Source organism: Paenarthrobacter sp. 22069, assembly GCF_052046035.1.
Classification (GTDB): domain Bacteria; phylum Actinomycetota; class Actinomycetes; order Actinomycetales; family Micrococcaceae; genus Arthrobacter.
Map to the genome: position 1 here is coordinate 92,854 of NZ_JBQEQF010000007.1, position 24,111 is coordinate 116,964.

At 65.7% G+C, this 24,111-nt stretch carries 23 protein-coding genes and 1 tRNA gene; 13 read left to right on the top strand and 11 right to left on the bottom strand.

What is annotated here, in order from left to right; translation table 11 throughout:
• The first annotated feature begins 159 nt into the window (after positions 1 to 159).
• From ACTJK0_RS07505 to ACTJK0_RS07520, 4 genes are all read left to right on the top strand, one after another.
• Positions 160 to 242, top strand: a tRNA-Leu gene (locus tag ACTJK0_RS07505).
• Positions 243 to 603: 361 nt separating this feature from the next.
• Entirely contained in the window at positions 604 to 2,040 is a 1,437-nt protein-coding gene (locus tag ACTJK0_RS07510) for a polysaccharide deacetylase family protein (protein ID WP_440744757.1), read from the top strand.
• A gap of 1,181 nt (positions 2,041 to 3,221) precedes the next feature.
• On the top strand, positions 3,222 to 3,716 hold the full coding sequence (locus ACTJK0_RS07515; protein ID WP_440744758.1) for an HAD domain-containing protein: 495 nt from the start codon (positions 3,222 to 3,224) through the stop codon (positions 3,714 to 3,716).
• Positions 3,717 to 3,808: 92 nt separating this feature from the next.
• Positions 3,809 to 4,396 carry an RBBP9/YdeN family alpha/beta hydrolase gene (locus tag ACTJK0_RS07520; protein ID WP_440744759.1) on the top strand — a complete coding sequence of 196 codons (588 nt, stop codon included), beginning with the start codon at positions 3,809 to 3,811 and terminating at the stop codon, positions 4,394 to 4,396.
• A gap of 52 nt (positions 4,397 to 4,448) precedes the next feature.
• Here the strand turns inward: ACTJK0_RS07520 and ACTJK0_RS07525 are convergent, their stop codons facing one another.
• From ACTJK0_RS07525 to ACTJK0_RS07540, 4 genes are all read right to left on the bottom strand, one after another.
• The gene (locus ACTJK0_RS07525; protein WP_440744760.1) at positions 4,449 to 5,387 is read right to left on the bottom strand and encodes a cation diffusion facilitator family transporter; all 939 of its coding nucleotides are present in this window, start codon (positions 5,385 to 5,387) and stop codon (positions 4,449 to 4,451) included.
• A gap of 320 nt (positions 5,388 to 5,707) precedes the next feature.
• Complete coding sequence (locus ACTJK0_RS07530; protein WP_440744761.1) at positions 5,708 to 5,923, bottom strand: hypothetical protein; 216 nt, start codon at positions 5,921 to 5,923, stop codon at positions 5,708 to 5,710.
• Positions 5,924 to 6,090: 167 nt separating this feature from the next.
• Complete coding sequence (locus ACTJK0_RS07535; RefSeq protein ID WP_440744762.1) at positions 6,091 to 6,501, bottom strand: rhodanese-like domain-containing protein; 411 nt, start codon at positions 6,499 to 6,501, stop codon at positions 6,091 to 6,093.
• A gap of 72 nt (positions 6,502 to 6,573) precedes the next feature.
• Positions 6,574 to 7,035: a GatB/YqeY domain-containing protein gene (locus ACTJK0_RS07540; RefSeq protein ID WP_440744763.1), complete on the bottom strand. Its 462-nt coding sequence runs from the start codon at positions 7,033 to 7,035 to the stop codon at positions 6,574 to 6,576.
• Between the two features lie 123 nt (positions 7,036 to 7,158).
• On the opposite strand from ACTJK0_RS07540, the gene ACTJK0_RS07545 reads away from it, so the two are divergent.
• Both ACTJK0_RS07545 and ACTJK0_RS07550 read left to right on the top strand, forming a co-directional pair.
• Positions 7,159 to 8,763, top strand: a complete 1,605-nt coding sequence (locus ACTJK0_RS07545) for a phospholipase D family protein (RefSeq protein WP_440744764.1) — start codon at positions 7,159 to 7,161, stop codon at positions 8,761 to 8,763.
• A gap of 115 nt (positions 8,764 to 8,878) precedes the next feature.
• Positions 8,879 to 9,904: an NADPH:quinone reductase gene (locus ACTJK0_RS07550; RefSeq protein ID WP_440744765.1), complete on the top strand. Its 1,026-nt coding sequence runs from the start codon at positions 8,879 to 8,881 to the stop codon at positions 9,902 to 9,904.
• A gap of 12 nt (positions 9,905 to 9,916) precedes the next feature.
• Here ACTJK0_RS07550 and ACTJK0_RS07555 read toward each other — a convergent pair whose 3' ends face one another.
• The 4 genes from ACTJK0_RS07555 to ACTJK0_RS07570 form a co-directional block, all read right to left on the bottom strand.
• Entirely contained in the window at positions 9,917 to 10,108 is a 192-nt protein-coding gene (locus ACTJK0_RS07555; protein ID WP_110543020.1) for a three-helix bundle dimerization domain-containing protein, read from the bottom strand.
• A 162-nt stretch (positions 10,109 to 10,270) separates the two neighbouring features.
• A complete protein-coding gene (locus tag ACTJK0_RS07560) occupies positions 10,271 to 10,504 on the bottom strand; it encodes a hypothetical protein (RefSeq protein WP_440744766.1) in 234 nt (77 codons plus the stop codon).
• Between the two features lie 74 nt (positions 10,505 to 10,578).
• Entirely contained in the window at positions 10,579 to 11,550 is a 972-nt protein-coding gene (locus ACTJK0_RS07565; protein WP_440744767.1) for a glycosyltransferase family 9 protein, read from the bottom strand.
• Positions 11,547 to 12,686 (bottom strand): glycosyltransferase family 9 protein, encoded by a 1,140-nt coding sequence (locus ACTJK0_RS07570; protein WP_440744768.1) that lies wholly within the window; start codon positions 12,684 to 12,686, stop codon positions 11,547 to 11,549. The genes ACTJK0_RS07565 and ACTJK0_RS07570 overlap by 4 nt, the downstream gene beginning before the upstream one ends.
• Before the next feature lie 195 nt (positions 12,687 to 12,881).
• Here ACTJK0_RS07570 and ACTJK0_RS07575 point away from each other — a divergent pair, with 195 nt between their 5' ends.
• The 5 genes from ACTJK0_RS07575 (at position 12,882) to ACTJK0_RS07595 (ending at position 17,534) form a co-directional block, all read left to right on the top strand.
• Entirely contained in the window at positions 12,882 to 13,184 is a 303-nt protein-coding gene (locus ACTJK0_RS07575) for a DUF4193 domain-containing protein (protein ID WP_018761323.1), read from the top strand.
• Between the two features lie 190 nt (positions 13,185 to 13,374).
• Positions 13,375 to 14,115, top strand: a complete 741-nt coding sequence (locus ACTJK0_RS07580; RefSeq protein ID WP_440744769.1) for a M50 family metallopeptidase — start codon at positions 13,375 to 13,377, stop codon at positions 14,113 to 14,115.
• Between the two features lie 29 nt (positions 14,116 to 14,144).
• On the top strand, positions 14,145 to 15,233 hold the full coding sequence (locus tag ACTJK0_RS07585) for a glutathione S-transferase family protein (protein ID WP_440744770.1): 1,089 nt from the start codon (positions 14,145 to 14,147) through the stop codon (positions 15,231 to 15,233).
• A 45-nt stretch (positions 15,234 to 15,278) separates the two neighbouring features.
• Positions 15,279 to 16,388, top strand: coding sequence for a serine hydrolase domain-containing protein (locus ACTJK0_RS07590; protein WP_440744771.1), 1,110 nt, complete (start codon positions 15,279 to 15,281; stop codon positions 16,386 to 16,388).
• Positions 16,389 to 16,481: 93 nt separating this feature from the next.
• Positions 16,482 to 17,534, top strand: a complete 1,053-nt coding sequence (locus ACTJK0_RS07595; protein ID WP_440744772.1) for an FUSC family protein — start codon at positions 16,482 to 16,484, stop codon at positions 17,532 to 17,534.
• On the opposite strand, the gene ACTJK0_RS07600 is transcribed toward ACTJK0_RS07595, so the two are convergent.
• The 3 genes from ACTJK0_RS07600 to ACTJK0_RS07610 are packed head-to-tail and all read right to left on the bottom strand — an operon-like array spanning position 17,531 to position 21,160.
• A complete protein-coding gene (locus ACTJK0_RS07600; protein ID WP_440744773.1) occupies positions 17,531 to 18,460 on the bottom strand; it encodes a MaoC family dehydratase in 930 nt (309 codons plus the stop codon). The genes ACTJK0_RS07595 and ACTJK0_RS07600 overlap by 4 nt on opposite strands.
• The gene (locus tag ACTJK0_RS07605; protein ID WP_440744774.1) at positions 18,457 to 19,797 is read right to left on the bottom strand and encodes a 3-oxoacyl-ACP reductase; all 1,341 of its coding nucleotides are present in this window, start codon (positions 19,795 to 19,797) and stop codon (positions 18,457 to 18,459) included. The genes ACTJK0_RS07600 and ACTJK0_RS07605 overlap by 4 nt, the downstream gene beginning before the upstream one ends.
• A gap of 10 nt (positions 19,798 to 19,807) precedes the next feature.
• Positions 19,808 to 21,160: an acetyl-CoA C-acetyltransferase gene (locus ACTJK0_RS07610; RefSeq protein WP_440744775.1), complete on the bottom strand. Its 1,353-nt coding sequence runs from the start codon at positions 21,158 to 21,160 to the stop codon at positions 19,808 to 19,810.
• A gap of 19 nt (positions 21,161 to 21,179) precedes the next feature.
• Between ACTJK0_RS07610 and ACTJK0_RS07615 the strand changes: the two genes are divergently transcribed.
• Positions 21,180 to 21,950, top strand: coding sequence for a TetR/AcrR family transcriptional regulator (locus tag ACTJK0_RS07615; protein ID WP_440744776.1), 771 nt, complete (start codon positions 21,180 to 21,182; stop codon positions 21,948 to 21,950).
• Between the two features lies 1 nt (position 21,951).
• A complete protein-coding gene (locus tag ACTJK0_RS07620) occupies positions 21,952 to 24,069 on the top strand; it encodes an acyl-CoA dehydrogenase family protein (protein ID WP_440744777.1) in 2,118 nt (705 codons plus the stop codon).
• Positions 24,070 to 24,111 lie beyond the last annotated feature (42 nt).

Genomic DNA, 24,111 nt, shown 5'->3' on the forward strand with positions numbered 1-24,111 from the left:
TTTGTAGGGAATGACTGGTGGCACGGGCTGAATCGCTGCCATCAGCCTACCTACTTGGCCCGATTCGTTGTTCCCGGAAAGTTCGTGTTAGAGTTTTTCTCGCTGCTTCGGAGAGGCGCGAAACGCTGAAAGGCGGGAACGCTTCCCGAATTACCACCTGCGCGGGTGGCGGAATGGCAGACGCGCTAGCTTGAGGTGCTAGTCCTCGAAAGGGGGTGGGGGTTCAAGTCCCCCTCCGCGCACAATGGGAAGCCCCGGAACATCAGTGATGTTCCGGGGCTTTTTTGTGTCTGCAACCACGCGAAGCCGTCTCGAACCACGCGAACGTACTAACGGCTCTACGACCCGCCGCTACAGAGGCCCACCACTGGAGCAGTGTCGCTGCCCAGAGGCAGCCGACGACACGTTTTTTGTTCGGCGACAGCGTCGATTACTGGCCGGGCGCTCCTGTAAGGCAAGATACTGCCCATGGGTCCCACAAGCTCCAAGCGTCGTCGGCGGGAGAGGTATCGGGACCATACAAGGGCACGCCGAGGAGTGCGTTCGCTGACAAGGCAAGGCCCAGGGCCTGTGAGCTGGAGGACGGTTGCCCGGCCGCAGATCGTGCTGGGCTGGTTATGCGCGGCTGCCCTCGTTTGCGCTGGCGATGGGATTGTTAGCCCCGCCCTCTCCTGGCAGCGGCCGCAGGTGACTTTGACAGCCAGCGCAACGCAGACGCCGCCGTTGCCTGGGATCCTATCGGCTGCGATGAGTCGTGCAATCACGGTACCCGGCGGCTACCCGATGTCATTGACAGCCGTTGTCGGAGGGCGGCCTGTGAAGGCGTCATGGACCTATGTTGACGGTCTTCCGGGGCTGAATTCGCAGCTCGATTCCTGGCTGTTGGGAATCCTTGATGCGGCGGCCGCTCCTTCCGGTGCGCGCTACCGGCCCGCGATGGCATTAAACGCAGGGAATTCGCAGAATGCGGCCCTTAGCGTCTCTGCTGAACCAGTCCAGGCAAGCGGCACGGTGGTCGCGGTCCGGCAAAAAGTGAGCGAGACCGGGTCCGACGGCACCCGTACCGTCAGCTCAGCCACCATCTATGCGGACACGGTTTCCGGGGAAGTGCACCGTGCTGCCGAGCTGCTGCGGCCGGAAGCCAGAGAGGGAATCCTGGCGCAGGCCACCGGTGTCCCGGCCAGCATCTCCGGACCTCTTGCACAGTGGCCGACACTGGACGACGTCGTTCTGACCTCATCCGGTGACCTCCAAGTCACCACCGAGCGACCCGCAGGACGTGGCCAGCCCGGCACGGAGGACACGACAACCATCGCCTCAGCCGACACCCTTGCCACGCTGAGCGAGCTCGGCCACAAAATACTGCATCAGCTACAGGCCCCGGCCGCGCCACCACCAGCCACGGCTCCGGCACTCAGGCACATCAACTGCGACCTGGTCCCGTGCGCGGCCCTGAGCTACGACGACGGTCCGGACCCCAAGACCACGCCCCGGCTGCTGGCCATCTTGAAAGAAAAGAATGTACAAGCGACATTCTTCATGACCGGCTCCAACGCCACTGCTGCCCCGGCCACCGCCAGGCAGGTTGCCGAAGCCGGGCACGCCGTTGGCAACCACACCTTCAGCCACCCGTACCTGACCAAGCTCACACCGGCCGCAATCAGAAGCGAAATAGACCGGACGGATGCCGCCATCCGGACCGCTACAGGCTCGGCGCCGTCAATTATGCGCCCGCCCTACGGAGCTGCCGATGCTGCCGTTCAGTCCGCGGTTGGCAAGCCGCTGATCATCTGGGCCATCGATTCACTGGACTGGCAAAGTAAGAACCCGGCGGTGTTTGTGCCCAAGGTGCTCAAGGAAATCACTCCCGGGGCAGTGGTACTCATGCACGATATTGACGCCACGACCATCGCAGGCCAGCAGGAACTGATTACCAACCTGCAAGCACAGGGGTATCGCCTTGTCACAGTTCCACAGATCTTCGACGGAACACCTTTGTTGTCCGGCCACGTCTACCGGTCACGACCGGAACGAAAATAGCAGAGGGCCGCGCCGACGTCGGTACCTGAACGCACATCCACCTGCCACCAGGTCCGAGGTCGGCTACTCCAGTACCCGCCCGGCTCCGACCTCAATATTGGCCAATCCGCAGACGTCGAACCAGCCGCGTGACGTGCTGACCAGAATCTTCGTCAAGGCGCCGGGGCTGGACCGCTCTATCGCGCTGCAGAGCACTTTGGAGACCCGGGTTCGGATCCAGGCGTGCTCCAGGACGATCATGGTTCCGGCGCAGGGCAGGACTTGTTGGTACGGGTGTAATTGGCATTCCTTCATGTGTACGGAGAGCCCGCCCTTGCCCGAGTCAGCCGTTTACCGGGGTGCCGCGGCGAGCTGGAAGTCGAGCCTCGGTAGCATGGATGGCGGTGACCAGCTCCGGGAGGGAAGTGAAGCCATGAAGCGTCCGAGTTCCTGCGTCAGCAGGTTTCCGCTCCCCCGCCGACCATGATCCCTCCGTTGCAATATGGCGGCGGTGTTCTCCGCCCTGCCGGGAAAAGGATCCTTCGGGTCGCCGCGTGTGCGGCTGCAGCCCTGTCCGTCCTGGTGCTAGGCGTGGGAGTACCGACGGCGCTGGCGGACGACTGCGGCCTAATCGTCGTCGTCCCGGTCGGCTGTTCGAGCCCCACCGCCCAGCCCACACCGGAACCAACATCCCCCGCCACAGCTGCGCCCGCAACATCCCCTGCCTCGGCGCCGCCACATACGACGACAAAGCCGTCTCCGGCCGCCCCGGCCCCTCAAGCGCCCGTGGTGGATTCCGCTGCCCCCACTTACTCCCGTCCAACTGCCACGGTTCCCACCGAAAGCACGCAGGCCGGTAGTGCCCCGCCTTCTGCCGGGGCGGAACCCGTGATAACACCCGCAGCGACGACGGCGACCCCGACCGCCACCTCCGCGCCCACGGCGAGAGCACAAGTGGACGACCCAGGGCCCGCGAGGGGAACCGTGCTGATCCTGACTGGTGCCTGGCTGTTGGTGCTCGGCGGACTGCTCCTTGCATCCGCAGTTCTTGCTGGTTTCACCTTCTAAACACGACTAACGAAGGGAAGGCATGCCGGGCTTCGTGGTTGTTCCAGGAACACCGGCCGGCGCCTTCACCTGCATCGCGAAAAACGGCTCCTAACAACTTCCGTCCGGCCTGGAGCCGGACTAGGGTCTCGGTCATGAAGCCGATCATCCTGCTTGACATCAATGGCGTACTGAACCCGAAGGTCCAGCCGAATGACAGTTCCGATAGCCCCAATCCCCAGCTCTCGGACTTGAAGGCCGCCTTGGTGCAGCGGCTGGCCAGCAAAGGAAGAATCGCCTGGGTTTCGACCTCGGATGACGACCTTGTGGACGCCCTCGAAGACCAGCTGGAGCTTGAGGTGGCACCGCTCCGGGTGGCCATAACGCCCGAGCCGGACGATGAGCACCAGCCGACGCCGAAGCTGGGCTCCGTTGCCAGGTGGTTGGACGAAATGGACGCCGGAGGAGATGCGGACTGGGATGCCATCGTGTGGATCGACGATGCAATGGGGCAGGACGTGCATGACTGGGCGCACCAGTATCACCGGCCTGTTCTGCTGGAGAAGCCGGACCCGGAGGAGGGCCTCAGCGAGGCCCATGTCGTGGCGGTGCAGGTTTTCATCAACGGGGAGCATGAGGCCGCCCACTGACCGCAGACCCTGTATCGACGTGCGGAGCCAGCGCCTTTTTACTTCGACGATCACGGTCTTCCTGTAAACCAGTAGAAGGAGAGTCTTTCCGTATGGAAGTCGGCGACGGCAGTGTCCCGGTTCGTCCCGTCCAGCGTGTCGTCATCGTTCACGGGTACGAATCTTCACCGGATGCGAACTGGTTCCCCTGGCTTCAAGCCGCCCTCGAAGCTGAAGGGGCAGCCGTCACAGTCGTTGCTCTTCCCGACCCGGACAATCCTGACAGAGCATCGTGGGAGGATGCCGTCGGTGTGGCGCTGGGAACGCCGGATGCGGCGACCGTCGTCGTGGCACATTCCCTCGGAGTGGTCACTGCCCTGCGGGTGCTGGCGGCACTGCCGGAGCCTTGGGAGCTGGGCGGTCTGGTTTTGGTGGCAGGCTTCACTGAACCGCTGGAAGCACTGCCGCAACTCGATGGATTCCTCGCGGCTGACGTTGACATAGAAAGGGTTGCAGCGGGCATCGCGGAACGAACTGTAATCCGCTCCGAGAGTGACCCTTTCGTCCCGCCGGCAGCATCTGACGACCTCGCCGGGCGCCTGCACGCACGGCTTCAGATTTACCCGGGAGCCGGCCACTTCATGGCCGAGGACGGCGTCACGAGGTTTCCGGCTCTGCTTGACGTGATCCAGTCCCGGTAGCTCTTTCGCGTGTGCCTTAGGCAGGGCTTGGGCCGGCCTTCCTGTTGTCTGGTCAGGCCGGCGGACCCGCCGGTGTGCCGGAGTAGATGTCCGGCTCCAGGTAGATCACGCGGGCAATGGGGACTGCGTCCCTGACACGTACCTCGGCGGCATTGATGGCCCGCGCGATGCCAACGCCCGTGTCCCTCTCTTCGACGGCGATCTTGGCGGCGACGAGCAGTTCTTCCGGACCGAGGTGGACCGTTCGGAGATGGATTACCCGGCTGATGCCGTCACCGACCAGGGCACGTTCGATCTTCGCAACATCGGTGACGGTGGCCGATTCGCCCAGCAGCAGCGACTTCGTTTCGATGGCCAGGACGGCGGCGACAGTGACCAGCAGGATGCCGATCAGCGCGGTACTGGCTGCGTCCCAGAGCCCGTCGCCGGTGATGAGTGTCATCGAGACGCCGACCAGGGCGAAGGCCAGGCCGAAGAGGGCGGCGAAGTCCTCGAGCAGGATGACCGGCAGCTCCGGGGATCTTGCGGTCCGGATGTACTTGGCCCAGGATGCCTTGCCACGGGTCAGGTTGGATTCCCGGATCGCGGTGCGGAAGGAGGTGCCTTCGGCGATGATGGCGCCGCCCAGGACCGCGAGAGGAACCCACCACCAGGCTCCTTCAATACCGTGCGGATCGAGGAACTTCTCGTAGGCCTCATAGAGGGCGAACAGGCCACCGACGCTGAACAGGACGATGGAGACGATGAACGCGTAGATGTAGCGTTCGCGGCCGTACCCGAAGGGGTGGAGCTTTGTGGCCTCCTTCCGGGACTGCTTGGCGCCGACGAGCAGCAGCACCTGGTTGCCGGAGTCGGCAACAGAGTGGATGGCCTCGGCCAGCATGGAAGAGGCGCCGGTGAGGGCGAAAGCGAGGAACTTCATCACGGCGATGGACAAGTTGGCGGACAGGGCGGCGATGATTGCCTTACTGCCGCCGGAGGGTGCTGACACGGGTCTGGCTCCAGAGTTCTAGGGGATGCTTTCCTAGCCTATGCGTCCGTGCCCTGCCTGGAAGCCCATCACGGGAATGGATAGCACCCTCCCCGCACACATACGGCCATGCCGCCCAACCACTAAGTCCGCCCTGCCGGGAGCTGGGAAGACACCCCTGTGGCGGTCTTTGTGAGGATCACCGGGTCAGCCGGTGGGGGCAGCGGGACGCCGTCCAATCGCATGAAACCAAATAGGTGAGAAACGCCATCAGGCCCACCGAATCGATCGCTCGTTCGACGAACTGGATCAGCGTGAAGGCCAGCCCAAGGCGGCCGCTGTCACGCGGTCGCGGTATGCGCCGCCATGGAGCGGATGAAGTCCTGATCCTCACGGGAGATAAGCGCCTGACCGTGCAGCCCTGTTGCGAGGTCCTCCCCGCATTCCTTGGAGATCACGGTCGTGATGGTCCGTGGGAGCATTTGGCATCCAGGGTTGTCGAGCAACCACTTCTGCGTGGTGCGGTCAAGGGCGTCCCAGCGGTCTTTGAGGTTCATGGGCGGATGATGTCTCCGTGTTTGGGCCTGAGCAGCGGATGTGGACCTGGTTGGATGCGGTTCCCTGCCCGCTCCGGTGAACAATTCAACTTGAACCGTTGCCAGGCCGACAGGGACCAAGGTCCCGGATCCCGTGGCTGCTTGCTTCCTCCAGGCCCCTTGCAGTTTCAAGAACCGCGGTGCAGGGCCGCCCAGGCTTGGAATCCGCCGATGAGGTCAGTCGCGCGGGTCATGCCCAGCCGTTGCAGGGTGTGGGCAGCGAGGCTGGAGCTGTAGCCCTCATTGCACACGACGACGATCCGCCGGGTGTAGTCGCCTGCCACCGGCAGCCGGTGGGGGCTGGAGGGATCGAGCCGCCATTCGAGAACGTTGCGGTCGATAACGACGGCTCCGGGCAGCTCGCCGTCGCGGTCCCGCTGATCGGCCGGACGGGTGTCAACAACAAGGGCGCCCGCAGCCATCTCCCGCTCAAGAGCCCAAGGGTGGACCCGCTCGAGCCCCCGCCGGCTCTCAAGCAGCAATTCGTCGATCGTCAAAGACCTGTCATCACCGCCGCCGGAGATGGGTATCTGCTTCACCTTTTCCTCGCTTTGCCTGCTGATCGCTCCAGCATTCCACCATGAAACCGTTCCACTACGAAGCCAAACGTATTACCCCAGCCGCGCTTTCACCATGTCGCTGACTGCCTTGCCGTCGAAGCGGCCGCCGATTTTGGGGGTCACCGACTTCATGACCACGCCCATGGAGCGCATCGACAGGTCGCTGCCGTCTGCTCGAAGGCCGGCTATGACCTCCTCCACGATGGCTTCGGCTTCGCCCCTGCTGAGGGCCTTGGGCAGATATGCCTCAATAATTTCTGCCTCGGCGATCTCGGCCTGCGCCCGGTCCTGGTGTCCGGCAGCTGCATAGGTGGCAGCGGTGTCACGCCGCTTGGCGGCCTCTTTTTGGAGCAGTGCCGTCACCTGGAGGTCATCGAGTTCCACCGGTTCCTTGCCGGACTTCTCCCGTGTTTCAATCTCGCCCAGGACGTTTCGCACAGTGGTCAGCGCCACTTTGTTGCCTGCCTTCATATGGACGACGACATCGCCTTTGAGCTTTTCCTTCAGTGACATGGTTCTGCTCCTTCTTTGGGACGACGGAAGGCGTGGAATCGCCGCCGGACGGACCGGCCCGTATTCATAGGCTAGTTTGGAATCCGCAGCGGCCTGATTCCACGGGCCCGGAAGGAGCGCCAGGTGGACAGTACCGCTGGTAAGTGGTTCCTGAACCGGCTTGAGCGGGGAAACCCGGCATCCGACGTCCAAATGGGCGGTGCAGGATCCCCGTCATGGTCTGAAGGCAACCTGGTGCGCCCCTTGGTCCACGGCGCAACCTACTTTTCAAGGCTGCACGAGGAGCTGTCCGCCCTGCAGCCCGGGGACCGGGTGTGGTTCACCGACTGGCGGGGTGACGCTGACGAGCAACTGGAACCCGGGGGAACCTCGATCGGGGGGCTGCTGGCGCAGTTGTCCCGGTCCGGCGTCGAAGTGCGGGGCCTTGTCTGGAGATCCCACGGCGAACGCGTGTCCGCCCCGATCAGCGGACGCTCCAACGAGCACCTCAGCCGGCAAATCAACGACTCCGGCGGTGAAGCGCTCCTGGACCAGCGCGTCCGTCTTTTCGGTTGCCATCACCAGAAACTGCTGGTGATCCGCCGCCGCGACGACCCCTCCCGCGATGTGGCATTCGTCGGTGGGCTCGACCTGTCCCACAGCCGCCGGGACGATGCAGGGCACGCCGGGGATCCGCAGGCGGTCACGATGGACGCCCGGTACGGCAAGAAGCCCCCATGGCACGATGCAGCCCTCGAACTGCGTGGACCGGTGGTTGCTGACGTCCTGGCGGTCTTTGCGGAACGGTGGAACGACCCCCATCCGCTGGACCGGCATACGCCCTACAGGATGTTGCTGCAGCGCCTGGCCCGCATGCCCCGCCATCCCAAACCACTGCCGGAGACCGCTCCCCCACCCCCGGCCGCCGGGCCCCACGCCGTCCAGCTGCTGCGCACCTACGGCCACAAGCACCCACCGTTCCCCTTCGCGCCCGCGGGAGAACGATCCATAGCGCGCGCCTACGCAAAAGCCTTCGCCCAGGCCCGGTCGCTGATCTACATCGAGGACCAGTACCTGTGGTCGACAGAGGTCGCAGCGGGAATCGCGTCCGCACTGAAGGACAGCCCCGGCCTGAATGTGATCATCGTGGTCCCGAGGTACCCGGACTCCGACGGCTTTTTTGCCGGGCCGCCCAAGCGGCTGGCGCAAATCCGGGCGATCAGCATGCTCCGCCAGGCCGCGCCCGGGAGGGTGGGAGTGTTCGACCTGGAAAACGGCCAGGGAACGCCCATCTACGTCCACGCCAAGATCTGCATCATCGATGACACCTGGTTCACCTGCGGATCTGACAACTTCAACCGGCGGTCCTGGACCACCGACAGCGAACTCACCTGCGCCGTGGTCGACATGTCCGGCGAAGACCTGCACACGGCAGGCAACGGCGCTTCCCCGTCCGGGCCGCTTGCCAGGGAACTGAGGATGCAGCTCTGGGCCGAACACCTTGGCCTGGAGGAGGGCCACCCTGCGCTCCAGTCCGCGTGGCCGGGACTGGAGCTGTGGAACAAAACCGCTGACGCCCTGGACGAATGGCACCGGAGCGGCGGCGGGACACGCCCTGCCGGTCAGGTGCGCCACCACGTCCCGCAGGCTGTCCCGTTCCTGCAACGTCTCTGGGCCGACCCACTGTGCCGTTTCATCGTTGACCCGGACGGCCGCCCGCGCAATCTCCGCGGAACAGACCGCTTCTAGCCGGGCATCGTGGCTGTCAGGCCGCCGTCCACGGCCTGGCGGCGAAGGGCGGCCGGCCGGTTTTGGGTAGGTTGAAGGCGTAACGCCACATCACGTCTTTGACCGGGGAGAAATCATGAAAGCAATGGTGTACGAAGCAACGGGTCCCTCATCCGTCCTCAGGCTCCAGGACAAGGCGCTGACGGACCCCGGCCCCGGTGAAGTCCGGGTCCGGCTGGTGGTGTCCGGGGTCAACCCCACCGACTGGAAGTCGCGGGCCGGAAGCGGTAGCCGGCAGCTGGACGCCCCCAAGGTCCCCAACCAGGACGGCGCCGGTGTGGTCGATGCCGTGGGCCCGGGAGTGGAGAATCCCAGGACAGGAGACCGCGTCTGGCTTTGGGATGTGGCATGGGGCGGCAACGAAGGAACAGCCCAGGAATACGTAACGGTGCCAACACACAAAGTCGTGCCGCTCCCCGCCGCGGAGTCCTTCGACACTGGGGCATCCCTGGGAATTCCGGCGCTGACCGCGCACCGGGCCTTGACTGCCATCGAGGAGGGGCCTGCCAGGCTCTCCCCCGGGTCCCTGGCAGGGCGTGCCGTCCTGGTCACCGGCGGCGCAGGAGCCGTGGGCCATGCGGCCATTCAGCTCGCCCGCTGGGCAGGCGCCAACGTCATCACCACAGTCAGCGGGGACCGAAAGTCGGAACTTGCCCGCCGTGCCGGCGCGCAGAAGATCATCAACTACCGGCAGGACGACGTCGTCCGTGCGGTCCGTGATGCCGTGCCGGATGGCGTTGACATCATCGTGGACGTGAACGCGCCCGCCAACCTCGAGACCGACCTGCAGGTGCTCAAGCCCGGGGGAACGATCTCAATCTACGCGGCCAACCCCGGGGAATCCCTTAGTGTACCGATCCGGGAGAGCATGACCGGGAACGTCCGCTACCAGTTCATCCTCACCTACACGGTGACAGACCGGCAGAAACAGGACGCTGTCGCCGCTGTGGGCGGGGCGCTCGCCGCCGGTGCCCTGCAGGTTGGCGAAGAACACGGGCTCCCGCTGACGCGGTTCGGCCTTGAAGAGACTGCCGCGGCCCATGACGCAGTGGAACAGGGAACCGTGGGGAAGGTACTCATCGACGTCGCGCCGGCGCCCTGACGCCCCCGGGCCTCAGCGGGACAGGCGGTCCCTGGCGGCGTGCTCCACCAGGACCGGAACAAAGGCGCGGACACGTCCCGCATCCAGGAGACTGTGTTCCTCCTGGACCACATCCTCGATGTGTTCCCGCGGCAGGGCAGGAAACTTCACCGAAAGCCGGTCAACGACGTCGCTAAGCGCCCGCAACTCTTCGTTCACTCCCATCGGGAAAGTGTCGGGCTTCCGGCGCCGTCCGTCAAGACTTGACGAAGCGGCCGCCGCAGAGTGGTCGGCCGGAAGGGAACTTACGACGCCGGCCGTCTCCTCCCGCGGCCATCCCCGGAACACGGCCCCAAGCCGATGCACCTGCGCAGGGTTCCGGCGTCGTCAGTGCAGGTGGAACCTGTGGGGCCTGGGATGGCGGGTCCGTCCCTGCAGATGGGACCCCGCGGCGGCGACCGGACGGTACTCAATCCGCCGCTTCTCCATCCGGCGCTCATGCCGTTCGCGCCGGCGTGCCTTCCGTTCGGGGCGGTCGATGGCGGACAGGATAGCCAACGTGACAGCCACCCACAGGAACGCCGTCCCCAACACCAAAGCAATTTCCAGCTCAGTGCTCATGCACCAATTTTAGGCCCCAGGCAGCGCGGCCAACCCCCGCAGAACCACATCAATCAGCGCCGAACCCGCAGCCCCTACAGCACTCCCAGGTCCCTGACGGCAGCCATGACATCGGGCACCTGCACGCCGAGCAGGGCAGGATCCGGCTCGACTGCAAAGGTATCGCCACGCCGAAGGTCTGCTCGGGTCAGGACGACATGCGGCCCGGGCGGGGGGCCCCAGATTTCCGGCGGCGCCGGGCCAAAAAGAACCACCGAGGGAGTCCCGTACGCGGATGCCAGGTGCGCGGCGCCCGTGTCAGCCGAGACCACCAGGCGCGCGGCGGCGACAGTGGCAGCGAACTCGCCAAGGCCCAGGACGCCGGCCAACATGGCAGTTCCCGGAAGCCCTGCCAGGCGGCACACTTCCACAGCGCGTTCCCGTTCGGACTTTCCACCCGTGAACACCACCTGATGTCCGGCTTCCGAGAGCGCAGACGCCACCGCCGCAAAACGTTCCACCGGCCAGAGCCTGCTGCCGTACGCCGCCCCCACGTGCAAAACAGTTGCGCCCGGGACCCGGCTGGGCACGTGGGGCCTGTGCAACTGGACGTCCAGCGGATCCGCCTCGATGCCGTGCCATTCCAGAAGCCGCACCCACCGTTCGCGCTCGTGCAGTTCCGGCCGCCACGGCGGCCCGTCCCGGTGCAGACCGCGGTGACCCACGGTCCGGCGGGCCTTCAATGCGTCGATCCGGCCCTGGCTCTCCGGGCCACTGCCGTGCAGGTTGACGGCCACGTCCACCACACCGGGATCCATGGCCAGCGGTTCATCCAGGCCGTGCGTGGGCAGCAGCTCATAGCCGCCCACCAGCCCCAGCGCGTCCGACAGCCACCCCTGCGCCGCGTAGCGAAGCCGATGCTCCGGAAAAGCCCGCCGGATCCCTTTCAATGCAGGTACGGCAACCAGAAGGTCGCCCAGCTTCAAGGCGCGCAGCACCAGGAGCTCGGGTTTGCCATCGGCGGCAATGGGTTCGTCTGAGGCCGCCATGGTTTCTGTGCCGCTCATGCATCCTGCCTTGCGAATGCCGTGGCGGCGAGGCTGCGCACGTCTTCGTAGACATCCTGGACGTCAATCCCTGCAACGACCGAATCGTCATGGACGCAGCGCGGCGCCGTCCACCCGACCTGCGTCACGTCGATGCCGCACGTGGGGCAGACCGTGACCCACGAGGCGTGCAGGCGGTGAAGGCTCCTGCCCAGGGCTCCGGCGTTGATCACGTTGCCCGCCCAGAAAATACCGACAGTGGGCACACCGAGTGCCTGCGCAAGATGACGGGGCCCGCTGTCGTTCGCCACCACGACGTCAGCCCTCGCCAGCAGCCGCACAAGGCCCCCCATGTCCAGGGCGCCGGCCAGGGACCGGACATCCGCCGACGCCGCCAGCGCCGCAACCCGCTCCGCCAACTCCTGCTCGCTGCCGTCGCCGATGATGGCTACGTGGGAGCCGTCCGCCGCGCACGCGGAAGCCAGTTCGGCGAACCTTTCCGCGGGCCATCGACGACGGGGGTCGGTCGCGCCCGGATGGACTACCACCAGCGGCTGCGCGCCGGCGCCATCGGCAGCGCCCGGCGCTGCCGTGTCTGCCGGTGCCAGCCTCGCTTCAAGGTCTACCGGGAAGGCTCCGGCGAACCCGGCAACCTCAAGTGCCCTCAGGGGCTCGTGCTGGTAGTAGAGGTAGGGCATGGTGCGCTCAAGGCTCGCTGCGTCGGCCGTGCGGGTACCGACTGTATGGCGGGCGCCCAGCCGAAGCAGGAAGGGATTGGAGTACCGTCCCCCGCCGTGAAGCTGGACGGCCAGGTCGAAGTTCCGGGCCCGCATGTCGGTAAAGAAGACGTCCAGCCCGGCCTCGTCCTCCTCCCCCGGCCGGACTCCCTCGGCAAACGGCAGGACCACGACGTCATCCACCGGGCTCTTTACCGCCTCCAGCAGCGCCTTATGAATGGGAGTGCCCAGCAGCGTGATGCTGGCGGCCGGATAGGCGGCCTTCAGCGCAGCCATTGCCGGAATGGCGAAGATCAGGTCCCCCAGGCCCCCGCCGCGCAGCACGGCAATCCGGGAAACGGAGTTGAACTTCTCCAGCACGGGACCTACGCCCATACCAATCTGTCCGGCACCACCAAACTCCGCGGTCAGTTGCTCCAAAACCTGCCCCTTCCGTCATGCACAGGAGACAGCACCCCGCTGCCTGTCCAGCCAGACCGACGTCACCAGCGTGCGTCTGCCCCCTTGAACCTGTACCCAATCATTGACAGATCTACGCTTCCTGTTGGGGAATACCGCCCCGATGCTGTACGTTTCATACCCGACAGCCAATCAAAGAAAAGAGAAGCACCTAAAGTGGCAACCGATTACGATGAACTGCGTTCCGACGTCAAGGAATCGCAGGACAACTCACTCGAGCAGCTCCAGTCAGCAAATGCTCCCGACGCCCGCAGTGTTGTGCAGGAGTTGGACGAAGCTGACGGGCTGGACGGCGCCGGCGTCCCTGGCGGCGAATTCGTCGCCGAGGAGCTCGTAGTCCAGGTCATCCCGCAGGCTGAGGATGAGTTCACCTGCTACTCCTGCTTCCTGGTCCGCCACCGGTCGCAGATCGCCCGGCAGAAGGATGGACACAGCTACTGCACCGAGTGCGAAGGCTGACCACCAAGCGTCACCAGGGGACGCACGTTCCCCCAAGGAAAGGCACGCCGCACCCGGCGTGCCTTTCCTTATTAATAGTCCCAGACCTGTTAGCAAGAGTCCGGTCCGGTCCGACCGTTGAGGTTCCGCCCAGCTGCGGGGCATAGCGTTATGCGGTACCTATGACGCCAATCAGTAGCCAGGAGGCAGCATGAACGGCGCCGCGAGCGCATGGAACATCCTCGGTTCCCTGTTCAAGCACGCAGACGTGCCCAACATCACGTGGCTTGAAATGCTGCTGTCCCTGGCTGCCGCCGTCGTCCTTTCCATCCCCGCCCGCAGCTGGCGATACTTTGGTCTGATCGCCACCGCCACCCATGAACTGGGCCATGCGTTTGCGGCTGTTACATCGGGGCAGCGGCTGTCCGGGATCCGGCTGCGGCTCGACCATTCCGGAACCACCACCACGTACGGCCGCAGCAGGATGGCCGCCGCCTGGTCCTGCTTTTGGGGGTACCCGGTCCCGGCACTGGTCGGTGCAGCCTTCGTATGGTGCGGCCTCAACGGCTGGGGAACCGCAGCCATGGCGGCCAGCGCGCTGGTCCTGGCCGTGTCGCTCCTCTTCCTCCGGAACATTGCCGGTTTCGCCATCACCATCGCCGCCATTGCCGGGACCGCCCTCCCCGCGCTCCTTGCACCTGCCGCAGCCGCAGGGCACGTGGCCGTCATCCTGGGAATTGCCCTGCTGGTCGCTGCCGTCCGCGACCTCCTGAAACTTGCCCAGGTCCACGTCCGCCACCGCGACCGCCTCGCCAGCTCAGACGCCTACCTCCTGTACCGCGCCACCTCTGTGCCGTCGGGCATCTGGATTGCGTTGTTCACACTCCTCGTGGCAGCATCCTGGCTCGCGGCCTGGCAGCCCATCTGGGCAATTCTGCACGACGGCGCCTAGATGGTGAAGGACGCGCTTAGGCTTGGGACATGAGCCAGGAAACTGACAGCACCTCCGCAGCGACCGGAACCGCCGACGGCCACAGCACCCGTGGGGCATATGTCACAGGCGGCGCTGAATTTACGCGTGACACCAATTACATTGAGGACCGCATCACCCGAAATGCCTCGCCCGGCAGCAACGGCGAGCCGGGGTGGCCGGTGGAAGCCGGACGCTACCGCCTCATCGCAGCCCGTGCCTGCCCTTGGGCAAACCGCACCGTAATCGTCAGACGCCTGCTGGGGCTGGAGGAAGTCATCTCCCTGGGCCAGCCCGGCCCAACGCACGACGCCCGCTCATGGACGTTCGACCTTGATCCCGGCGGCGTGGACCCCGTCCTCGGCATAGAGCGCCTCCAGGAGGCCTACTTCAAGCGTTTCCCCGGCTACCCACGCGGAATCACGGTACCTGCCATCGTGGACGTGCACAGCGGTGAAGTGGTGACCAACAATTTCCCCCAGATCACCCTGGACTTTTCGACGGAGTGGACAGAGTTCCACCGCCCGGGCGCACCGCAGCTCTACCCCGAGCACCTCCGCACGGAAATCGACCAGGTCAACAGGCGCGTCTTCACCGAAGTGAACAACGGCGTCTACCGCTGCGGCTTCGCTGGCTCGCAGGAGGCCTACGACGCAGCGTACGGTCGGCTTTGGGCTGCCATGGACTGGCTTGAGGACCGCCTGTCACGCCAGCGCTACCTGGTGGGCGACACCATCACCGAGGCGGATGTACGCCTCTTCACCACTCTGGCCAGGTTCGATCCCGTCTACCATGGACACTTCAAGTGCAACCGGCAGAAGCTGAGCGAGATGCCCAACCTGTGGGGATACGCGCGGGATTTGTTCCAGACGCCTGGTTTTGGAGACACGATCGACTTTGTGCAGATCAAGCGGCACTACTACATCGTCCACGAGGACATTAATCCCACCGGCATCGTTCCCGCAGGTCCAAACCTCAGTGGATGGCTGGAGGACCACGGCCGGGAGTCCTTCGGAGGCAGGCCCTTCGGAGACGGCACTCCACCGGGACCGGTCCGGCCAGGCGAGGAAGTTTCAGCGGGCCACGGAGCTGGGCGCTGACGCCGGGCTGTTGGAGGAAATCGCTTTCCTACTACACTGAAACGCATGCAGACTTCCCTTGGTTTCGTGGCGCCCGGGTACGAAAACGTCCTGGCACTGTTTGAGTCGTTCCTCGCTGAGGAACCCGGCTACAGTTCACAGCTTGCCGCGTACCACAACGGGATCCCGGTCGTGCAGCTGACCGGCGGCCCGGAGATGGCCCCGGACACGCTCACCGGTGCCTACTCCTGCTCAAAGGGCGTTGCAGCGATGGTCATGGCACTGCTTGTCCAGGACGGCCTCCTCGACCTGGACAAGGCCGTGGCCCACTACTGGCCGGAATTCGGCGTGCACGGCAAAGGCAGGCTGCTGGTCAGGGAGGCGCTGTCACACCAGGCGGGGCTGATGGGCATCGAGGGCGGGTTTGGCCTGGACGAATTCACCACGCCCGCCGCCGCCGGGCGGCTTGCCGCAGCCCGGCCATCGTGGGAGCCCGGGCGGCAGTTCGGCTACCACGCCCTCACCATCGGAATCCTCATGGAGGAACTCTGCAGGCGGACGGCAGGCGAGGCGCTCCAGGAGATCTACGACCGGCGGATCCGAAAGGCGCAGGACGTGGATTTCTTCCTCGGGCTGCCGGCGGACCTGGAGCCGCGATACCGGGACGTCCTTTACGTCAACGCTCCAGGCCAGGAATGGGTTGACCCCCTCAGCCTGGAGGGCATGAACAGCAACGCCCCGGTCAGCACCATCATGGAACTGCCGAACATCCGGTCCGTCAGGGCGGCAGGTATGTCCGCTGCCGGCGGGGTGGGGTCCGCCGACGGGCTGGCACGGCTGTATGCGGCGGCAACAACAGGCGTGGAGGGTGGTGCGCCGTTCCTCCAGGCGCGGACCATAGAGACCATGACACGCGAACAGGTCTGGGGCCTGGACCGGTCCTCCGGCCTCGACAACGCATTCGCCGTCGTCTTCATGAAACCGCACCCCTCGCGGAACTTCGGCAGTCACCGCGCCTTCGGCCATGAAGGGGCCAACGCGGCCCTGGGTTTTGCCGATCCATCGTACGGTCTGGGCTTCGGGTACATTCCGCGGCGCGCGGAAGAGGGACGCACCCCGGGTCGCGCCCACCGTCTGGCCGCCGAAGTGCGGCGTTCCGCAGCCGGCTTGTCCTGACGGTCCCCCGGCCCTACTGTGGTCCGGATGGGCAATACTCAGGCACGTCCGGATGCACGGTGGGCTCGGGGGACCCAACTACTCAAACAATCGGTGGCGGGACTATCCGCCGCCTTCGCGGCGCAGCGGCTTCAACTGGCGGGGAAAGCGGCCGTAGCCGCAGGGCTGGCGTTTGCCATCGCCCCCCTCATGCCGGGGGCGGCTTCGCACTACGCCTACTACGCCCCGTTGGGCGCCCTGGTGGCCATGTACCACAATGTGGCCGGGTCAGTGAAGCAGGGGGCCCAGGCCCTGGCGGGGCTGGCGATGGGAATCGGCCTCGCCTTCCTGCTGGTGAGCATCAGCGAGCCTTCACCGCTCACAGTCGCCGTGTTCATGGGGGTGGGCGTCCTGCTGGGCGGGTTGCCGGGCATCGGTTCAGGCAGTGACTGGATTCCGACGGCGGCCCTGCTGGTTCTGCTGGTTGGCGGCAGTAACGCCGAAGATTTTTCGTACGGATACCTGGTGCAAATGGCTGCAGGCGTGGGGGTGGGCATTGCCGTGAATTTCCTGATCTTTCCGCCCCTGCACCTCAACGCCGCCGCATCCAGTTTGGCCGACCTACGCCAGGCCCTTGGCCGGCAACTCACGGATATGGGCGCAGCCCTCAAGGAGAAATGGCCTCCCGAACACGAGGACTGGTCGCGCAGGTCCGATGAACTGGCTCAGGCGGCACGGTCGGTGCGGCATTTGGTGAAGGAGGCGGACGCGAGCCGCCGGGCCAACCCTCGCCGGAAGCTGCACCCGCGTGACATCGACCAGGACTACCGCGACTTGCGGAACCTCGAACGCGTTACCTTCCACATCCAGGACATGACCGACGTCCTGTCCGATGTGATCTATGAGGATGATGCGCCTTATGCCATACCGTTGCAGGACAACGGACCACTGGCCGACGCCGTCACCGCCACCGGCAAGCTGCTGGCAGTCGATACCGAGGGGGACCAAGAAGAACGGAACGATGCCTTCGCTGCCGCCAGGGCAGCGGTGGAATCCTGCATGGCCGCCACCGCCGGACGGCCGGCGGCGCAGGGCACCGTCCCTGCATCAGAGTCGGTGCTCCTGAGCCTTCACAGAATCCTGCGGGCCATCCGCCCTCGGGACTAAGCGCCATCCTGCGGCTGCAGCGCCGAGACCATCCCGCTGAAGTGGCGCCGGCCGGAGCCCGGGTTCCACGCCACAAAGGTGGAGTGCTTCCACGCCCCTGAACCGCTCTGGTCCGTGGCGATTTCCAAAGCAACCCGGGACGGCAGGAACACCGGGGCTTCGAACTCCACGTCCCAGGTGAAGGAGTCGCCGCGGGCCGGGCCTACGTCTGCGAGTGCCCGGGCTGCGAGGTACATGCCATGGGCGATGGAACGGCGCATGCCCAAGGCCTTGGCCGACAGGACGCTGAGGTGGATCGGATTGAAGTCTCCCGAAACTGCGGCATAGGCACGTCCCGTGTCCACGCCCAGATGCCACAGGGCTGTTGGGTCAGGTGCTGTGAAGTCGGACTTGGGCGGGGCGGCGGTGGGCTTGTCGATCCCCGGCAGGAACACGCCCTTTGCCAGGTAGGTGGAGATCCCCCGCCAGTGCACATCCGGAGAGCCGGCGCGGCGGACTTCGGCGATGACATCCACCTGCGTTCCTGCCCGGTGGCCGCGGAGGTTTTCCACCCTGGCCGTCATGTCGAGGGCGTCAGTGAAGACGATGGGCGACCGTTGCTCAACACTGTTGCGGAGATGGATCATCCCCAGCAGCGGCAGCGGGAAGTCATCGCGGTTCATGACACTCATGGCCAGAGGGAACGCGATGGCGTGAATGAAGCCGGCGGGCAATACGTCACTGGCCGTCTCGCCGATCAGGTGCTGGTAGGCAGTGAGGTTTTCCACCCCGACGGTTACCCCCCTGACTTCATGGCTGTCGGTGGGGAGGACGGCTGCGTCATGGGCCCCCAGGAGCCTGCGGCGGGCTGCCTGGGCGGCGGCATTGACATAAAGCTTCGATAGGGACGGCATCTCGGCCAGGATCACCGGTTGCTGGAGCGTCATGCCCCCACCAGGTTTTGACCACACACCCGCAGCACCTCCCCATTGATTCCGCCTGCGGCGTCGCTGGCCAGGAACGCGATGGTCTCGGCGACGTCGGACGGAAGGCCGCCCTGCTGGAGGGAATTCAGTCGACGCGCCACTTCGCGCACCGCGAAGGGAATGCGCGCCGTCATCTCCGTTTCGATGAATCCGGGGGCGACCGCGTTGATGGTGCCCCCGCGGGAGGCGATCAGCGGGGAGGTGGCCCGCACCATTCCCATGACTCCTCCCTTGGATGCTGCGTAGTTCGTCTGCCCCCGGTTGCCGGCAATGCCGCTGGTGGAGGCAACTGAAACAATACGTGGGGAAGGCTGGAAGTGGTCAGATGCCAGCAGCGCCTCGTTGATGCGGAGCTGGGCGGCGATGTTGATGTTGATGACGGTGTTCCACCGTGCCGGGTCCATGTTCGCCAGGAGCTTGTCCCGCGTGACGCCGGCGTTGTGCACCACAATATCCAGCCGTCCGTGACGCTGTACGGCATGATCGATGATGCGCCGGCCCGCGTCGGCGCCGGTTATGTCCAACTGCAGGGCGGTGCCCCTTACCTGGTTGGCTACGGCTGCCAGCTGGTCACCTGCCGCCGGAATGTCCACCAGGACCAGGGTGGCGCCGTCGCGGTGCAGGGTACGGGCAATCTGGGCACCGATACCCCGGGCTGCCCCGGTGACGACGGCGATCTTCCCGGCGAGCGGCTGTTCCGGGTTCCCGGTCAGCACGCCGTCCCCGGTCGACACGGTCAGGAACTGTCCGTCAACGAAGGCTGAACGGCCGGAGAGGAAGAACCGGGTGGCGGCCAGTGAGCTGGGGCTGGTGGAGGTGGTGCCGTCGGCCAGGAGCACGCCGTTGCCGGTTGCGCCTGCACGCAGTTCCTTGGCGAGTGACCGCAGGAAGCCGTCGACCCCCTGCCGGGCCGCCGCTGCGTCCGGAGTGGATGCCTCGGCTGCCGGGCGTGAGATGGTGATGACCCTGCCGCCCGGACGCAGGTCCCGGAGGGAACCGGCCGCTGCGAGAACGGGCTTTTCCAGGGCCGTCGGGTGCCCGAGCTCATCGAGGACCAGGATGATGGCACCCTGCTTTTCGGCCGGGACGGCGTGCCGCCTGACGTCAAGGTCCCAGGACAATAGTTCAGCGGCGAGCTTGTCCGCACCCGTGGTGTCGCCCAGAATGACGACGGGGCCGGTAACCAGCGGCTGCCCGGGCTGGTAGCGGCGAAGGACCGCAGGTCGCGGGAGTCCGAGTTTCTTTGCCAGGTTGCGGCCCAGGCCGCTGTTGACCAGTTGCGTGTATTTATCTGCCATAACTGTCCCCCTACACAGATTCCAGGATCGCGACGACGCCCTGGCCGCCGGCTGCGCACACCGACACCAGTCCCCGGGCGGGACGGCCGGTGGAGGCCGCCTTCGCGTGCAGCATCTTGGCCAGCGTTGCGACGATGCGTCCGCCGGTGGCGGCAAAGGGGTGGCCTGCTGCCAGCGATGACCCGTTGACGTTAAGGCGGGAACGGTCGATGCTGCCAAATGCGCCCTCAAGGCCCAGGCGGGTACGGCCAAATTCCTCGTCTTCCCATGCGGCCAATGTGCTGAGGACGGTGGCAGCAAAGGCCTCATGGATTTCGATGAAGTCAAAGTCGGCCAGCGTCAGGTCATTGCGGGCCAGGAGCCGGGGCACAGCGAACACGGGGGCCATCAGCAGCCCGTCCTTGCCGTGGACAAAGTCGACGGCCGCGGCTTCCGCATCCACCACGGCTGCGAGCTTGGGCAGGTCCCGGGCGTCGGCCCATGCGTCGGATGCCAGCAGAACGGTTGAGGCGCCGTCAGTGAGCGGGGTGGAATTGCCCGCCGTCATGGTTGCATCGGCACCAAGGTTGCGGCCAAAAACCGGCTTCAGGCCGGCGAGTTTCTCCGCCGACGTGTCGGCCCGCAGGTTGCCATCGCGCGTCAGCCCGCGGTAGGGGGTGAGGAGGTCATCAAAGAACCCCGAGTCGTAGGCGGCAGCGAGGTTGCGGTGGCTGTTCAGCGCCAGTTCGTCCTGTGCCTCCCGGGAAATCTTCCACTGCGCCGTGGTGAGCGCCTGGTGCTCACCCATGCTCAGGCCGGTCCGTGGTTCCGCGGTTCCGGGGGCGAGGGGTGCCAGGTCCTTGGGCCGCAACCGACTGAGGATCTGGAGCCGCTGGGGCAGCGACTTGGCCCGGCTGAGGTCGAGGATGACCTCGCGGAGACCCTCGCTGACCACTACCGGCGCATCCGACGCGGAATCGACGCCGCCCGCAATCCCGGATTCGATCTGCCCCAACTTGATCTTGTTGGACAGCCCCACCACCGTTTCAAGGCCAGTGGCACATGCCTGCTGCAGGTCGTACACCGGAGTTTCGGCAGAGAGGGCCGATCCGAGGACTGCTTCCCTGGTGAGGTTGAAGTCGCGAGAGTGCTTGAGCACGGCGCCCGCCGCAACCTGGCCGATCCGTTCGTCCTGCAGGCCGAACCGTGCGATCAGTCCGTCCAGGGCGGCGGTCAGCATGTCCTGGTTGGACGACTTGGCGTAGGCGCCGCCGGCGCGGGCGAACGGAATTCTGTTGCCGCCGACGATCACCGCCCTGCGCCGTGCCGCGGCGGGCGCGTCTGCTTCGTCGGGTGCGGGCGTGGATTGTCCGGTTGTGGACATGGATGGCTCCTTTGGTCACATGCGGTTACCGATACCCAGCGTACCTGATACGCTGGGTATCGTGAACTTTCAGGACACGCACCTGCCTTTGACCGTCGAACTGCCGTCCCCGGCCAGCCCTGACGGGCGTTCGGCGCGCTGGCAGAGCCACCGTGAGGAACGGCGCAGGGAACTGATCAGGCAGGCCCGCCGTGCGGTGCACGCGCTGGGCAGCGATGCGTCCATGGAGGACATCGCCAGCGCCGCCGGTACGTCAAAGTCGGTCTTCTACCGCTATTTCGGAGATAAGGCCGGGCTGCAGCAGGCGGTGGGCGAAGTGGTCCTCCGCCAGATGCAGCACCGCATCCAGGAAGCAGCACAAAGTGCCCTCACGCCCCGGGAAGGCCTGCTGGCCATGGTCTCGGCTTATCTCCAGATGGCAGACACCAGCCCCAACGTCTATACATTCGTCACGAGCTATGCACCGGCCGACCCCGCAGGCGCGCCGCACCCCGCCGCGGCGGGCGGCCCCTTGGGCCATTTCTTTGACGCCATCGCCGACATGATCGCCACGCCCATGCGCTCGCACTTGGGCGGTGCCACGGAAACCCTGATCGGCTACTGGCCCAAGGCAGCCATCGGACTGGTACGGAACGCCGGCGAACAGTGGCTGGGAACCCCGGACTCCCCCACGAAACCGGACCAGGAAAGCATGGCCCGCCAAATCACTGCCTGGCTGTGCGTAGGCATAGCCCCCGAACTCACTCCCGCCCCACAGAACACCAAGTTATCCGCCAAAGAAGGACTGTGACATGACTGACGTAGTGGACCGCCCCGCCCGCAAAGGGCTTCGGCCCGCAGCACCCCCGGCAGCCGCCGGCGCCCAGGGCGCCGCACCCGCCCCCGCCGTCGACGTCGAAGCGCTGAGCCGCCAGCTGCTCGGCAAATGGGCCGATGTCCGGCTCCAGGCGCGGGAGCTGGCAGCCAGGCCCGAACTTCACAAGATTGAGGGGCTGACACACACGGAGCACCGTGCACGGGTGTTCGGCCAACTCAAGTACCTCGTGGACAACGAAGCCGTGCACCGCGCCTTCCCAACCAGGCTGGGCGGCTCTGACGACCACGGCGGGAACATCGCGGGGTTCGAGGAACTGGTCGTGGCAGACCCTTCGCTGCAGATCAAGGCCGGAGTCCAGTGGGGTCTCTTTGGATCCGCCGTGATGCACCTGGGGACAGCGGAACACCACGCCACGTGGCTGCCGGGAATCATGAACCTGGAGATCCCGGGCTGCTTCGCGATGACGGAAACGGGCCACGGCTCGGACGTGGCAAGCATCGCCACCACCGCCACCTACGACCCGGAGGCTGAAGAGTTCATCATCCACACCCCCTTCCGCGCCGCCTGGAAGGACTACATTGGCAACGCGGCCATCGACGGACTCGGCGCGGTCGTGTTCGCCCAACTGGTGACCCGCGGGGTTAATCACGGGGTGCACGCCTTCTACGTTGACCTGCGGGACCCCGGCACCAAGGAGTTCCTGCCCGGGATCGGCGGCGAGGATGACGGCATCAAGGGCGGCCTGAACGGCATCGACAACGGCCGGCTGCATTTCACCAATGTCCGCATTCCCAGGACCAACCTCCTGAACCGGTACGGCGATGTGGATGCTGACGGCACCTACACCTCCCCCATTGCCAGCCCCGGCCGGCGCTTCTTCACCATGCTGGGAACACTGGTCCAGGGACGTGTCTCACTGGACGGAGCCGCCGTCGCAGCGTCCAAGGTGGCCCTTAAGGCGGCCATCCAGTACTCCACGGAACGGCGCCAGTTCAACGCCTCCTCGCACACGGACGAGGAAGTCCTGCTCGACTACCAGCGGCACCAGCGCCGGCTGTTCACGCGGCTCGCCACCACCTACGCCGCCGGCTTTGCCCATGAGCAGCTGCTGCAGAAGTTCGACGACGTCTTCTCGGGCGCCCACGATACCGACGCCGACCGCCAGGATCTGGAGACGCTGGCAGCGGCATTGAAGCCTCTGAGCACCTGGCACGCTTTGGATACCCTCCAGGAATGCCGCGAGGCCTGCGGCGGTGCGGGCTTCCTGATTGAGAACCGTTTCGCCTCACTCCGCGCGGACCTGGACGTCTATGCCACCTTCGAAGGCGACAACACCGTGCTCCTGCAGCTGGTGGCCAAGCGCCTGCTGGCCGATTACGCCAAGGAATTCCGTAACGTCGACTTCGGGGTACTGGCCCGCTATGTGGTGAACCAGGCGGCCGGCGCTGCTGTCCACCGCACGGGCCTGCGCCAGGTGGCCCAGTTCGTGGCGGACACCGGCTCAGTCCAGAAGGCTGCGATCGCCCTCCGGGACGAGGAAGCCCAGCGTGCCCTCCTCACTGACAGGGTGCAGACCATGGTCGCCGAGGCGGGTGCAGCCCTCAAGGGCAGCAAGCGGCTGCCCCAGGACAAGGGTGCCGCCCTGTTCAACCGCCACCAGAACGAGCTCATCGACGCGGCCCAGGCCCACGCAGAGCTGCTGCAATGGGAAGCCTTCACGGAAGCCCTGGAGAACGTCACGGACCCGGGGACCAAGACCATCCTCACCTGGCTCCGCGACCTGTTCGGCCTGTCCCTGATCGAGAAGAACCTGTCCTGGTACCTGATGAACGGCCGGCTCTCCATGCAGCGGGCGCGGACCGTGGGAGGCTACATCAACCGGCTGCTGGAGAAGATCCGCCCCCACGCCCTGGACCTCGTGGATGCCTTCGGGTACGGCGAAGAGCACATCCGGGCAGCCGTCGCCACGGGCGCCGAGAAGGCCCGGCAGGACGAGGCAAGGGCATATTTCCGCAGCGAGCGGGCCAGCGGGCATGTCCCCGTGGAGGAGAAGTTCCTGATCGCCCGGGCAGCAGGGCCAAAGAAGGGCTGACCAGCCGCCGCCCAGCCAAACGGTGAAACCACGACGGCGNCG